The organism is Rhodobacteraceae bacterium LMO-JJ12, assembly GCA_021555075.1.
Lineage (GTDB): Bacteria > Pseudomonadota > Alphaproteobacteria > Rhodobacterales > Rhodobacteraceae > JAKGBX01.
In genome coordinates this window covers 2,149,207-2,161,413 of record JAKGBX010000001.1, presented here as the reverse complement: position 1 = coordinate 2,161,413, position 12,207 = coordinate 2,149,207, and the positions used below count along the sequence as shown (strand labels likewise).

The window sequence follows — 12,207 nt, the reverse complement described above, 5'->3', positions numbered from 1 at the left end:
GCTGTTTCGCCAAGACTCACCAAGATGCTCTGATCATGAGCAAATTTTTTCCTGAAGGACGAGACCATGACCATCGAGATTGATATTTCGCGCTACAAGAACCTTGCGCTTGAAGCATATGAAGACGGGGTCTGGGTTGTTACCCTGAACCGGCCGACGAAACGCAACGCGCTTGATATCGACACGATTGAGGAACTGGTCGAGTTCTTCTCGGCCGCGCCACGCGCCGGGGTCAGAGCGGTGGTTCTGGCCGGAGCGGGGGATCACTTCTGCGCCGGATTGGACCTTATCGAGCATCACGACGCAGACCGCAGCCCTGCTGATTTCATGCATGTCTGTCTGCGTTGGCATGAAGCGTTCAACAAGATGGAATATGGTGGCGTTCCCATTATCGCAGCGCTGCAAGGCGCGGTTGTGGGCGGTGGTTTGGAGCTGGCAAGCTCGGCCCATATCCGGGTGATGGATCAAACCGCCTATTTCGCGTTGCCAGAGGGGCAGCGCGGGTTGTTTACCGGCGGGGGCGCAACGATCCGGGTCAGCGACCTGGTGGGTAAATCCCGTATGATTGACATGATCCTGACGGGGCGGGTCTATCAGGGGCAAGAGGCCGTGGACCTTGGACTTGCACAATATATCGTTGAGGGGTCGAGCTTTGATGCGGCGCTGGAACTGGCGCGCAAGACGGCAGAAAACCTGCCGCTTTCGAACTTCGCGATCTGTTCAGCAGTAAGCCATATGCAGAACATGTCGGCGATGGATGCGGCCTATGCCGAGGCGGTTGTCGCGGGTGTGGTGAATACCCAGCCCGATGCGCGCGCCCGGCTGGCTGCCTTTGCCGACAAGAGCGCCGCGCGGGTTCGGCGCAATAGCTGAACCCAAGGTTTGGGCAGTCTGACCATTTCGGAAAGGCTGCCCAATCCAAACGGTGTCGAAGGGTGTGCGCAATGGGGCTTGTGCGAGCAAGATTGCCGCGCTCGGAGCCTGCCCCCATGGACAGCCGGAAGGCTTGGGGATAAACCGCTTCTCAACCTGTATTTCCATGCCGCGAGAGGCCCTGAGACATGCCCAGTCTGAACGACATCCGGTCGACCTTCCTTAACTATTTCGCGAAAAACGATCATGAGGTGGTGGCAAGTTCGCCGCTGGTGCCGCGCAATGATCCGACCCTGATGTTCGTCAACTCGGGCATGGTGCAGTTCAAGAACCTGTTCACCGGGGTTGAGACGCGCGACTATAAACGTGCGACATCTGCACAGAAATGTGTGCGCGCGGGCGGCAAGCACAATGACCTCGACAATGTTGGGTATACCGCGCGGCATCATACTTTCTTTGAAATGCTGGGAAATTTCAGCTTTGGCGATTATTTCAAGGCCGATGCAATTCCGTTTGCATGGGAGTTGATCACCAAGGAATTGGATATTCCGGCCGAGAAGCTTTTGGTCACGGTCTATCATACCGATGATGAGGCGGCTGATATCTGGAAGAAGGTTGCTGGCCTGCCGGATGAGCGGATCATTCGCATTCCGACCAACGATAATTTCTGGATGATGGGGCCGACCGGGCCTTGTGGGCCTTGCACCGAAATCTTCTTTGATCACGGCGATCATATCTGGGGCGGTCCTCCGGGGTCACCTGAGGAGGATGGCGACCGGTTTGTCGAAATCTGGAACCTTGTCTTCATGCAGAACGAGCAGTTTGAGGACGGCTCGATGAAGGCGCTGGATATGCAATCGATCGATACCGGTATGGGGATCGAACGGGTTGCGGCGCTGCTTCAGGGGACCAATGACAACTATGCCACCGACCTGATGCGCGCATTGATCGAGGCATCGGCGGACAAGACATCGACCGATCCCGACGGGCCGGGAAAGACGCACCATCGGGTGATTGCGGATCATCTGCGTTCGACCAGCTTTCTGATTGCGGATGGGGTAATGCCCAGCAATGACGGGCGCGGATATGTTTTGCGCCGGATCATGCGCCGGGCGATGCGGCACGCACATCTTCTGGGGTCGAAAGACCCGGTGATGCACAAGCTGGTGCCCGCATTGATTGGCCAGATGGGTGCGGCATACCCTGAGTTGGGACGCGCGCAGGCGCTGATCGAGGAGACGCTTGAGCTGGAGGAAACCCGCTTCAAGACGACGCTGGATCGCGGGCTGAAGTTGCTTGATGAGGAGTTGGCTGGGTTGCCGGAGGGTGCAGCACTTCCCGGGGAAGCAGCGTTCAAGCTTTATGATACTTATGGTTTCCCGCTTGATCTGACGCAGGATGCGCTGCGCGAGAAAGACCGTGCGGTTGATACCGAGGGCTTTGATGCGGCGATGGCCGAACAGAAGGCCAAGGCGCGTGCCGCATGGTCCGGTTCGGGCGAGGCGGCGGATGCGACCTATTGGTTTGATGTGGCCGATGCGCATGGGGCGACTGATTTCCTTGGCTATGACACCGAAGTAGCCGAAGGGCAGATTCTCGCTTTGGTCAAGGATGGTGCGCCGGTTGAGCAGTTGGCCAAGGGCGAAGAAGGCTGGGCGGTTTTGAACCAGACTCCGTTTTACGGCGAAAGCGGTGGGCAGGTGGCCGATCATGGCTATGTTCGCCGACTCGACGATATGGATGATGTGAGCCATGTCACCGATGTGCAGAAGTTTGCCGATGGCAAGGTGATCGCGCATAAGCTGACACCCGAACAGGGCACGCTTTCGGTTGGCGATACCGTGTCGCTTGAGGTGGATCACAAACGTCGCTCGAAGGTGCGCGCCAACCATTCGGCGACGCATCTTCTGCACGAGGCGTTGCGCGTTCATCTGGGCGAGCATGTGGCACAGCGCGGCTCGCTCAATGCCGAGGATCGGCTGCGGTTCGATTTCAGCCACGCCAAGGGGCTCACCCCTGAAGAGTTGCGCGTGGTGGGGGAAGAAGTGAACGCCTTCATCCGGCAAAACAGCCCGGTGAGCACGCGGATCATGACACCGGACGACGCGCGCGCAATTGGGGCGCAGGCGCTCTTTGGCGAGAAATACGGAGACGAGGTGCGCGTGGTGTCGATGGGGCAGGCGAGTACCGGCAAAGGGGCGAATGGCGAGACCTATTCGCTCGAACTTTGCGGCGGCACCCATGTGAAACAGACCGGTGATATCGGGCTCTGCGTTATTTTGGGGGACAGTGCATCGAGTGCCGGGGTTCGCCGGATTGAGGCGTTGACCGGGGCGGCGGCGTTTGAATATCTTGAGCGGCAGGCCGGTTTGGTGGCCGATCTGGCAGGGGCGCTGAAAGCGCCGACAGGAGAGTTGTCGGAACGGGTGAAAGCCCTTCTGGATGAACGCAAGGCACTTCAGAACGAGGTAGCGCAGCTGCGCCGCGAGTTGGCCATGTCGGGCGGCACGGGGCAGGGCGGTGGCGTTGAGGCGCAAGACGTGAACGGCGTGCCCTTTCTGGCGCAGGTGCTTTCGGGTGTTTCGGGCAAAGACCTTCCGGCGCTGATTGATGAGCACAAGTCGCGTATTGGTTCTGGTGCGGTCCTGCTGATTGCGGATGCCGGCGGCAAGGCGGCTGTGGCGGCGGGCGTGACCGACGATTTGACAGGCAAGCTCTCTGCCGTCGATCTGGTGCGCGCGGCGGTGGGCGAACTTGGCGGCAAGGGCGGCGGCGGACGGGCCGACATGGCTCAGGGCGGCGGCAAGGATGCGTCCAATGCGGATGCAGCAATCAAGGCGGCGCAAGCCGTGATAGGAGGATAAGATGGGTGCTTTGTGGATCGCGCACGTGACAGTGACGGATGCCGACGCTTACGGCAAATACGCCGAGCTGGCTGGCCCTGCGATTGCCAAACATGGCGGGGCGTTCATTGCCCGAGGTGGGAAATTCGTTCAGCTTGAGGGGAAAGAGCGCGCACGCAACGTGGTGGCAAAGTTTCCAAGCGTTGAAGCAGCCGTTGAATGCTACAATTCGCCAGAATATCAGGAAGCCTTGAGCCATGCGCGCGGTGCATCCGAGCGCGAATTGATGGTCGTCGAAACGACTGAGTAACTAGAGAGAGGGTGCGCAAGAATGCGCACCCTACAAGGTCATGTCAGTATTGTTTTGACGCGCGCTTGCGCTCATGCGGGTCAAGGTGGCGCTTGCGCAACCGGATCGCATTGGGCGTCACTTCGACCAGCTCATCATCGTTGATGTAAGAGATCGCCTGTTCCAGCGTGAGGGTGATCGGCGTGGTCAGCCGCACCGCTTCATCGGTACCCGAAGCCCGCACGTTGGTGAGCTTCTTGCCCTTGAGCGGGTTCACTTCGAGATCGTTTTCGCGGCTGTGTTCGCCGATGATCATGCCGGTATAGATCTTCTCTTGTGGCGAAATGAACATCTTGCCACGATCTTCCAGGTTCCAGAGCGCATAGGCCACGGCCTCGCCATTTTCCATCGAGATCAGAACACCCGAGCGACGACCAGGAATGCTACCCTTGTAAGGGGCCCAGCCATGAAACACGCGGTTCAGAACCCCGGTGCCGCGTGTATCGGTCAGGAATTCACCATGATAGCCGATCAAGCCACGCGACGGAACAAGCGCGATGATGCGGGTCTTGCCGGCACCGGCCGCTTTCATTTCGGTCAGTTCACCCTTGCGCGTGCCGGTGATCTTTTCGATCACGGCTCCGGAATACTCATCATCGACATCAATGGTGACTTCCTCGATGGGCTCAAGCCGCTGACCGTTTTCTTCACGCATCAAGACTTGTGGGCGCGAGATGCTGAGCTCGAATCCTTCGCGGCGCATGTTCTCGATCAGAACACCCATTTGCAATTCGCCACGCCCGGCAACCTCAAAGGCTTCGCCGCCGGGTGAGTCGGCTATTTTAATGGCGACATTTGATTCGGCCTCTTTCATCAAACGTTCGCGGATCACGCGGGATTGTACCTTCTTGCCGTCGCGCCCGGCCAGCGGGCTGTCGTTGATCCCGAAGGTGACGGAGATGGTGGGCGGGTCGATCGGTTGCGCATCAATCGGCGTTTCGACAGCAAGCGCGCAGATCGTATCGGCCACGGTGGCCTTGGACATGCCGGCGATGGAAACGATATCGCCTGCCACAGCTTCATCGATATCGGCCATGGTAAGGCCGCGGAATGCCTGAATCTTGCTGACGCGGAATTGTTCGATTTTCTGGCCGATGCGCGACAAGGCCTGCACCGTCTGGCCAACCTTGAGGCGTCCTGCCTCGACCCGGCCTGTGAGGATTCGGCCAACGAATGGATCGGCGCCCAACGTGGTGGCCAGCATTCTGAAATCTTCATGGGCATGCGCTTGTTGGCGCGGCGCGGGCACGTGATTGACGATCAGATTATAGAGCGCGTGCAGATCCTTGCGCGGGCCGTTCAGTTCGGCATCGGCCCAACCGTTCCTGCCGCTTGCATACATGTGGGGGAAATCAAGTTGATCATCATCGGCGCCGAGATTGGCGAAAAGATCGAAGCATTCATCTAGCGCGCGGTCCGGTTCGGCATCGGATTTGTCGACCTTGTTGAGCACAACAATCGGGCGCAGGCCGAGGGCGAGCGCCTTGGATGTCACGAACTTGGTCTGTGGCATCGGCCCTTCGGCAGCATCCACCAGAAGCACGACGCCATCGACCATCGACAGGATCCGCTCGACTTCGCCACCGAAATCGGCGTGACCGGGGGTGTCGACGATGTTGATCCGCGTGCCTTTCCACTCGACAGATGTGGGTTTGGCGAAGATGGTGATGCCGCGCTCGCGTTCGAGATCGTTGCTGTCCATCGCCCGTTCGGCCACGGCTTGTCCCGCGCGGAAGGCACCGGATTGTTTCAAAAGCTCATCCACCAGTGTGGTTTTTCCGTGGTCCACGTGAGCGATGATCGCAATATTGCGCAGGTCCATATACGTTCTTTCCTGAAGATTAGAAGCTGCGACTACATTGCGATTAGTCAAAAGGCCAGAGAAAAGGCCAGATATTAAGGACGAAAGACGCGAAAAGGGGGGCTTGGGTTGCGATAGGCGGCTATTGTGATAAATCCCGAGCGAAACCTCCTCAAGGATGCCCGAAATGAACCTGTTTTCCGAAATGCGTAATCTCGTGACCGGCGCCCTTGCCGAAATGCAGAGCGCAGGTGCGCTGCCCGAGGGGCTGGATTTTGCCAACGTCACGGTGGAACCGCCGCGAGATGCCGCACACGGAGACATGGCGACCAACGCGGCGATGGTTTTGGCCAAACCGGCACGCATGAAGCCACGCGACATTGCCGAGGCGTTGGCCGAACGGCTTTTGGAGGATGTGCGGGTTACGAGTGCCGATGTGGCCGGGCCTGGGTTTCTCAACCTGAGGCTCGCGCCCGAAGTTTGGCAGGGTGTGGTTGGGGCCGCATTGAGTGAGGGCGCGAATTTCGGCCGCTCATCGCTGGGGGCGGGCCATCGTGTGAACGTTGAGTATGTTTCGGCCAATCCGACCGGGCCATTGCATGTCGGCCATACGCGCGGTGCAGTGTTTGGTGATGCGCTGGCCTCGTTGCTGGATTTCGTGGGGTATGATGTCACGCGCGAATACTACATCAATGACGGCGGTGCGCAGGTCGATGTTCTCGCGCGCTCGGTCTATCTACGCTATCTGGAAGCGCATGGGCAGGCTGTGGCATTTGAAGACGGCACCTATCCCGGCGATTATCTGATCGCTGTGGGCGAGGCTCTCAAGGCCAAGGTGGGGGACGCCTATATCGACAAGGGCGAAGATGTCTGGCTTGAGGAAGTTCGCGAATTTGCCACCGAAGCGATGATGGACCTGATCCGCAGCGATCTGGCGCAGCTTGGTGTGAAGATGGATGTCTTCTATTCCGAGAAATCGCTCTACGGCACAGGCCGGATCGAGGCGGCGCTCAAGGAGCTGGATGAAAAGGGTCTGATCTATGAAGGTGTTCTGGAGCCGCCCAAGGGCAAGGCGCCCGAGGATTGGGAGCCGCGCGTTCAGACATTGTTCAAAAGCACCGAGCACGGCGATGATGTAGACCGGCCGGTTAAGAAATCCGATGGCTCATGGACCTATTTTGCACCTGACATTGCCTATCATTATGACAAGGTTTCCAGGGGGTTCGATGCCCTTATTGATGTGTTTGGCGCCGATCATGGCGGCTATGTCAAGCGGATGAAGGCGGCAGTTTCGGCGCTTTCGGATGGCAAGGTATCGCTCGACATCAAGCTTACCCAGCTGGTGAAGCTGTGGAAGGATGGTGAGCCGTTCAAAATGTCAAAACGGGCCGGCACTTTCATCACGCTGCGCGATGTGGTCGATCAGGTGGGCGCGGACGTCACGCGGTTTCACATGCTCACGCGCAAGAACGACGCGACGCTGGATTTCGATTTCGCGCGCGTGACGGAGCAATCCAAGGACAACCCGGTTTTCTATGTTCAATACGCCCATGCACGGGTGTGTTCGGTGTTGAGGCGGGCGCAAGACGCCGGTATCGCAGTCGATGAGGCAACGACCGCGGCGGCGGATCTGACGAAACTGCACCACGAGGCCGAGCTTGGGCTGGCCCGCAAGATCGCCGAATGGCCGCGCTTGGTGGAGACGGCAGGACGGGCGAACGAGCCGCATCGGGTTGCCTTTTATCTGTATGAATTGGCCAGCGATTTCCATTCGCTCTGGAATCGGGGCCATGACGACCCGAGCCTTCGCTTCCTGCAGGAAGGCGATGTGACAACTTCACAGGCGAAAATCGCCCTTTCGCGGGCCGTGGCCGTTGTTATTTCTGCTGGTCTTGGTATTCTGGGTGTAACTCCGGCTGAAGAAATGCGGTAAGAAAACTGCTTGCGCCGGGGAGAAAGCAGTAACAATCCCCGGCGGCCATGTATCGCTTGGGGAAAGCGAGGCGAAAATGGCGGATGTCCCCTATGGTGACTCGGCGCCCGAGCAGGATGCACGGAGCGGGCGTGTGAGCGCAGTTCAAACCCTTGGAACCATGACCAATTGGGCAGGTGCGGCGATATCGCTGGCTCTGATCGTCGGGATTGGGGTGTGGAGCTACAAGACGCTCGCGCGGGATGTTTCGGGCGTGCCCGTGGTGCGCGCGGCCAGCGGCCAGCCGATGCGCGTGCAACCCGATGAGCCAGGCGGCAGCCCCGCCTTGCATCAGGGCCTGTCGGTCAATGGTGTTGCGGCCGTGGGTGCAGCAGAGCGGCCCGCCGACCGTCTGATACTTGCGCCGGCGCCTGTTTCGCTGGCTGATGAGGATCTGCCCACGGGCGAAGTTACGGTGGCGGTTGCGCCGAAACCGCTGCTTCCCCGCTCAACGGATTCTGTGGCACCTGAGGCGCCGCAAATGGCCTCGATCCGTGCCTTGGCTGACAAGCTTTCCACGGGGTCTGCACCGTTGGCCGAAGTTGAACAATCCCCTGAGATTGCAACGGAGACAGTTCAAACTGCGGCTATGAAAGTACCGTCTGCGCCAAGCGACCCGGTCGTGGAAGAGGCCAAGCCCAAAAGAGTAGCGGTGAAGGGCGGAATCAAACAATCGTTGCGCCCGGTATTGCGCCCCAGTGGGTTGCAGGCGACGGCAACAGCAGCCCCCGTTCTGGGGACAGAGGCCGCTGGCGCAGTTGTTGAAGTCGACCCGGACTCGGTTCCGGCGGGTACGCGGCTCGCCCAGTTGGGCGCCTATGACAGTGCCGCAACAGCGCGTGACGAATGGGAGAAGCTGAACGCCAAGTTTTCTGATTATCTCGAAGGAAAACAACGCGTAATTCAGAAAGCCAAAAGCGGGGGGCGGATTTTTTACCGGCTGCGCGCGATGGGCTTTGCCGATCTGAGTGATGCGCGTCGTTTCTGTTCGGCGCTTGTGGCAGAAAAAGCCGATTGTATCCCGGTGACAACCAAGTGAGCCAATGGGGCGCAACCATTCTTGATGCAGACGGTCTGAGTCTGGGCGTCGATGAGCGCGCCTTTTTTCGCGATGCCGATCCGTTCGGCTTTATCCTCTTCGCCCGCAACGTGGAAAACCCGCAGCAACTGCGACGTCTGACCAGCGAGATGCGCGATGCGGTTGGCCGCGATGCACCGATCACGATTGATCAGGAAGGTGGGCGCGTGCAGCGGTTGCGTGCGCCGATCTGGCGTGAGTGGCTTGCACCGCTTGAACATGTGGAGGCGGCGGGCGAACGGGCCGAGCGGGCAATGTATCTGCGCTATCGTTTGATTGCCGATGAGTTGCGCGCCGCAGGGATCGACAGCAATTGCGCGCCGCTGGTTGATGTGGCGCGGCCCGAGACGCATCCCTTCCTGCGCAACCGATGCTATGGGACGGATCCGCAAGCGGTTGCCCGGATCGGTCGGGCGGTGGCGCAGGGGCATCTTGATGGTGGCGTGCTGCCGGTGGTCAAGCATATCCCCGGCCATGGTCGCGCACGCAGCGATAGCCATCATGAGTTGCCACGGGTGACCAGCACGAAGAGCGAACTTCAAGACGTTGATTTCTTTCCCTTCTATGCATTGAACGACTTCCCGTTGGGGATGACCGCGCATGTGGTCTACGAAGCACTTGATGATCTTCCGGCCACGTTGTCGCAAACCATGATGCAGCATATTCGGAGCGATCTGGGCTTTGACGGGCTGATCATGACCGACGATATCTCGATGAAAGCCCTGCAAGGTGATCTTGGTGCGTTATCGCGACAGGCGATTGCGGCGGGATGTGATGTGGTTCTGCATTGCAATGGCACGCTGCAAGAACGCCAACAGGTTGCCGAGGCGGCGGGAAACATGACCACATCGGCGCAACTCCGGGCCGAGCGCGCACTGGACGCGCGCAAAATCCCTGATGACATTGACATCGCGGCGCTGGAAGCCGAACTTGAGGCGCTTTTGAAAGGCGCCGGGCATGGCTGAGGAAATCGAATTTCAGGAAGATGCGATATCGGTCGCCGACCGGATGGCGGCCGAAGCGCTGATCATTGATGTCGATGGGTTCGAAGGCCCGCTCGATGTGCTCTTGACGCTGTCGCGGACCCAGAAAGTGGATTTGCGAAAAATCTCGGTTCTGGAGTTGGCACGGCAATATCTGGCATTTGTGGAAAAGGCCAAGGTGCTGCGGATTGAATTGGCCGCCGACTATCTGGTCATGGCGGCGTGGCTGGCATTCCTGAAATCGCGCCTGTTGTTGCCTCCGGACCCCGGCGAAGAGGGGCCATCGGGAGAGGAGCTGGCGGCGCATCTGGCGTTTCAGTTGGAACGTTTGCAGGCGATGCGCGATGTGGCAGCAAGGCTGATGGGGCGTGACCGTTTGGGGCGCGATTTCTTTGCCAGGGGTATTCCAGAAGATGTCATGCGGACCCGGCGCGTGATCTATACCGCCAACCTGCTTGATTTGATGCAGGCGTATGCGCGTATCCGGACACGCGATGATTTTCGCCCGTTTGTCATGGACCGGGATGCGGTGTTCACGATGGAACAGGCGCTTGAACGGATGCGTGGGTTGATCGGATTTGCCGGATCATGGACAGACCTGACGAGCTATTTGCCGGATGGTTGGGAGAGCGACCCGGCCAAACGCCGTTCGGCCACGGCTTCGACCTTTGCTGCCTCGCTGGAATTGGCAAAGGAAGGCAAGGTTGAGATCCGCCAAGCCGAGACATTTGCCCCGATCCAGTTGCGTAAAAAGGATTAGGATGGTGACGCAAGAAACGGAAGATAAAGGGAAAAGCCTGTTCGAGGCGCCGCCGATTGCTGAGCAGGAACGCATGTGCGAAGCCGTTCTTTTTGCCAGCGCCGAGCCGGTTACCGCGAAAGAGCTCAATGATCGGATGCCACATGGTTCGGACGCAGCCGAAGCCCTGGTGCATCTTCGCAAGCGTTATGAAGGACGTGGCGTGCGGGTTGTGAAGGTGGGCGACGCCTGGGCGATCAGAACCGCGCCGGACCTTGGGTTTCTGATGCAGAAAGAAACGGTGGAGACCCGCAAGCTGTCACGCGCGGCAATCGAGACGCTGGCGATCATCGCCTATCATCAGCCGGTCACTCGTGCCGAGATCGAAGAGATCCGCGGCGTCAGCGTGTCGCGCGGCACGGTGGATCAGCTCTTGGAGATGGAGTGGATTCGCTTTGGCCGCCGCAAGATGACGCCGGGAAGGCCGGTCACATTCGTGGTAACACAAGTTTTCCTTGACCATTTTGGCCTGGAAAATGCACGTGATCTGCCGGGGTTGAAAGAGTTGCGCTCGGCCGGGTTGTTGGAAAACCGCCCGCCACCATCGCTGGCTCCGCAACTGACTGAATCTGAGGATGAAGATGAGGCCACCGAGGGGCAAAGCGAACTGTTTGAGGATTGAGCCGGGCAGGGGTATCGCGTTGCGCCTCAATCTCGGCGTATTTTGCCACTAAACTCAGCCGCGAGGCAGAAATAAAGGAAGAAGCGTCATGAACGCAAATCAGATCATCAATATGATCGTGCGTATGTTTGTCCGCAAGGCCGTGAGCAAGGGTATGAATGCGGGAATCAACCGGGTTGCCGGAGGTGGCAAGCCGCAGGCTGAGATGACTGGAAAAGAGCGCCAGTCGGCGAAGATGGGCAAACAATCGGTGAAGCGAGCCAAGCAGGGCATGAAGATGGCGCGCCGGATTGGGCGGCTCTGACTCCTTTTTGAAAGCCTCACTTCAAGAAACTATATGGACCCGAATCGGGGTGTTTTGAATTCCGCTTGCCCAAAGAGGCGGATCTGACCGATGATAGAGCGATATTTACGCTCTTTTCGTGCATCGGAGAACAATTTCATGAAGCTTTTTATCCCTGTGATTGTTGCGGTTTTCGCTGCGGTGAACACTGCACCGGCTATTGCACAACAATACAATCCGGCGGGGTCGTGGTATTGCACCGTGAACGCTCAATCCAACAGCCCGACCCACAATTACGGGTTTGAGGTCAACATGCAGGTGGCACCGAATGGCCAGTTGCAGGCGCAAGGCGTGGTGATTTACCCGCTGCTCGCCAACAACCTTCAGAAGGTGAAGGGCTATGGCGACTGGACCTTGTTGCCGCCTGACAACAACAACAGCACTCCGCTTTACAAATTCCGGATGCAACCGCAGACGCATCCGATCATCACATGGTTCGTGCGGCCCATTGGGCAAGGCAGAATGTATAACCAATTTAGCGGACCGACCAATGATGGTGGCATAGTCAACGTCGAGACCCAGTGTCAGCAAACCGGCTAGGCGA

At 58.7% G+C, this 12,207-nt stretch carries 11 protein-coding genes; 10 read left to right on the top strand and 1 reads right to left on the bottom strand.

The window, feature by feature from the left end; genetic code table 11:
- Positions 1-66: 66 nt before the first annotated feature.
- From dmdD to LZG00_10335, 3 genes are all read left to right on the top strand, one after another.
- Entirely contained in the window at positions 67-873 is an 807-nt protein-coding gene (gene dmdD, locus LZG00_10345) for a methylthioacryloyl-CoA hydratase (GenBank protein ID MCF3594400.1), read from the top strand.
- Between the two features lie 188 nt (positions 874-1,061).
- On the top strand, positions 1,062-3,737 hold the full coding sequence (gene alaS, locus LZG00_10340) for an alanine--tRNA ligase (GenBank protein ID MCF3594399.1): 2,676 nt from the start codon (positions 1,062-1,064) through the stop codon (positions 3,735-3,737).
- A gap of 1 nt (position 3,738) precedes the next feature.
- Complete coding sequence (locus LZG00_10335) at positions 3,739-4,026, top strand: DUF1330 domain-containing protein (GenBank protein MCF3594398.1); 288 nt, start codon at positions 3,739-3,741, stop codon at positions 4,024-4,026.
- A gap of 43 nt (positions 4,027-4,069) precedes the next feature.
- Here LZG00_10335 and typA read toward each other — a convergent pair whose 3' ends face one another.
- A complete protein-coding gene (gene typA, locus LZG00_10330; GenBank protein MCF3594397.1) occupies positions 4,070-5,887 on the bottom strand; it encodes a translational GTPase TypA in 1,818 nt (605 codons plus the stop codon).
- A gap of 166 nt (positions 5,888-6,053) precedes the next feature.
- On the opposite strand from typA, the gene argS reads away from it, so the two are divergent.
- The 7 genes from argS to LZG00_10295 all read left to right on the top strand — a co-directional run bounded on the left by argS (position 6,054) and on the right by LZG00_10295 (position 12,203).
- Positions 6,054-7,799, top strand: coding sequence for an arginine--tRNA ligase (argS, locus tag LZG00_10325; protein MCF3594396.1), 1,746 nt, complete (start codon positions 6,054-6,056; stop codon positions 7,797-7,799).
- Between the two features lie 76 nt (positions 7,800-7,875).
- Positions 7,876-8,877 carry an SPOR domain-containing protein gene (locus LZG00_10320; GenBank protein MCF3594395.1) on the top strand — a complete coding sequence of 334 codons (1,002 nt, stop codon included), beginning with the start codon at positions 7,876-7,878 and terminating at the stop codon, positions 8,875-8,877.
- Positions 8,874-9,881: a beta-N-acetylhexosaminidase gene (nagZ, locus tag LZG00_10315; GenBank protein MCF3594394.1), complete on the top strand. Its 1,008-nt coding sequence runs from the start codon at positions 8,874-8,876 to the stop codon at positions 9,879-9,881. Before LZG00_10320 ends, nagZ begins: the two co-directional genes overlap by 4 nt.
- Positions 9,874-10,659 carry a segregation/condensation protein A gene (locus LZG00_10310; protein MCF3594393.1) on the top strand — a complete coding sequence of 262 codons (786 nt, stop codon included), beginning with the start codon at positions 9,874-9,876 and terminating at the stop codon, positions 10,657-10,659. The genes nagZ and LZG00_10310 overlap by 8 nt, the downstream gene beginning before the upstream one ends.
- Before the next feature lie 4 nt (positions 10,660-10,663).
- Positions 10,664-11,320 (top strand): SMC-Scp complex subunit ScpB, encoded by a 657-nt coding sequence (gene scpB, locus LZG00_10305; GenBank protein MCF3594392.1) that lies wholly within the window; start codon positions 10,664-10,666, stop codon positions 11,318-11,320.
- 88 nt (positions 11,321-11,408) lie between these two features.
- Positions 11,409-11,624 carry a hypothetical protein gene (locus LZG00_10300; GenBank protein MCF3594391.1) on the top strand — a complete coding sequence of 72 codons (216 nt, stop codon included), beginning with the start codon at positions 11,409-11,411 and terminating at the stop codon, positions 11,622-11,624.
- A 138-nt stretch (positions 11,625-11,762) separates the two neighbouring features.
- Positions 11,763-12,203 (top strand): hypothetical protein, encoded by a 441-nt coding sequence (locus LZG00_10295; protein MCF3594390.1) that lies wholly within the window; start codon positions 11,763-11,765, stop codon positions 12,201-12,203.
- Positions 12,204-12,207 lie beyond the last annotated feature (4 nt).

What these genes read in the sequence shown, in the direction of transcription:
- LZG00_10300 (MCF3594391.1), top strand. Translation starts at nt 11,409, where the DNA reads ATGAACGCAAATCAGATCATCAATATGATCGTGCGTATGTTTGTCCGC.
- alaS (MCF3594399.1), top strand. Translation starts at nt 1,062, where the DNA reads ATGCCCAGTCTGAACGACATCCGGTCGACCTTCCTTAACTATTTCGCG.
- LZG00_10310 (MCF3594393.1), top strand. Translation starts at nt 9,874, where the DNA reads ATGGCTGAGGAAATCGAATTTCAGGAAGATGCGATATCGGTCGCCGAC.
- typA (MCF3594397.1), bottom strand. Translation starts at nt 5,887, where the DNA reads ATGGACCTGCGCAATATTGCGATCATCGCTCACGTGGACCACGGAAAA.
- LZG00_10320 (MCF3594395.1), top strand. Translation starts at nt 7,876, where the DNA reads ATGGCGGATGTCCCCTATGGTGACTCGGCGCCCGAGCAGGATGCACGG.
- argS (MCF3594396.1), top strand. Translation starts at nt 6,054, where the DNA reads ATGAACCTGTTTTCCGAAATGCGTAATCTCGTGACCGGCGCCCTTGCC.
- LZG00_10295 (MCF3594390.1), top strand. Translation starts at nt 11,763, where the DNA reads ATGAAGCTTTTTATCCCTGTGATTGTTGCGGTTTTCGCTGCGGTGAAC.
- LZG00_10335 (MCF3594398.1), top strand. Translation starts at nt 3,739, where the DNA reads ATGGGTGCTTTGTGGATCGCGCACGTGACAGTGACGGATGCCGACGCT.
- dmdD (MCF3594400.1), top strand. Translation starts at nt 67, where the DNA reads ATGACCATCGAGATTGATATTTCGCGCTACAAGAACCTTGCGCTTGAA.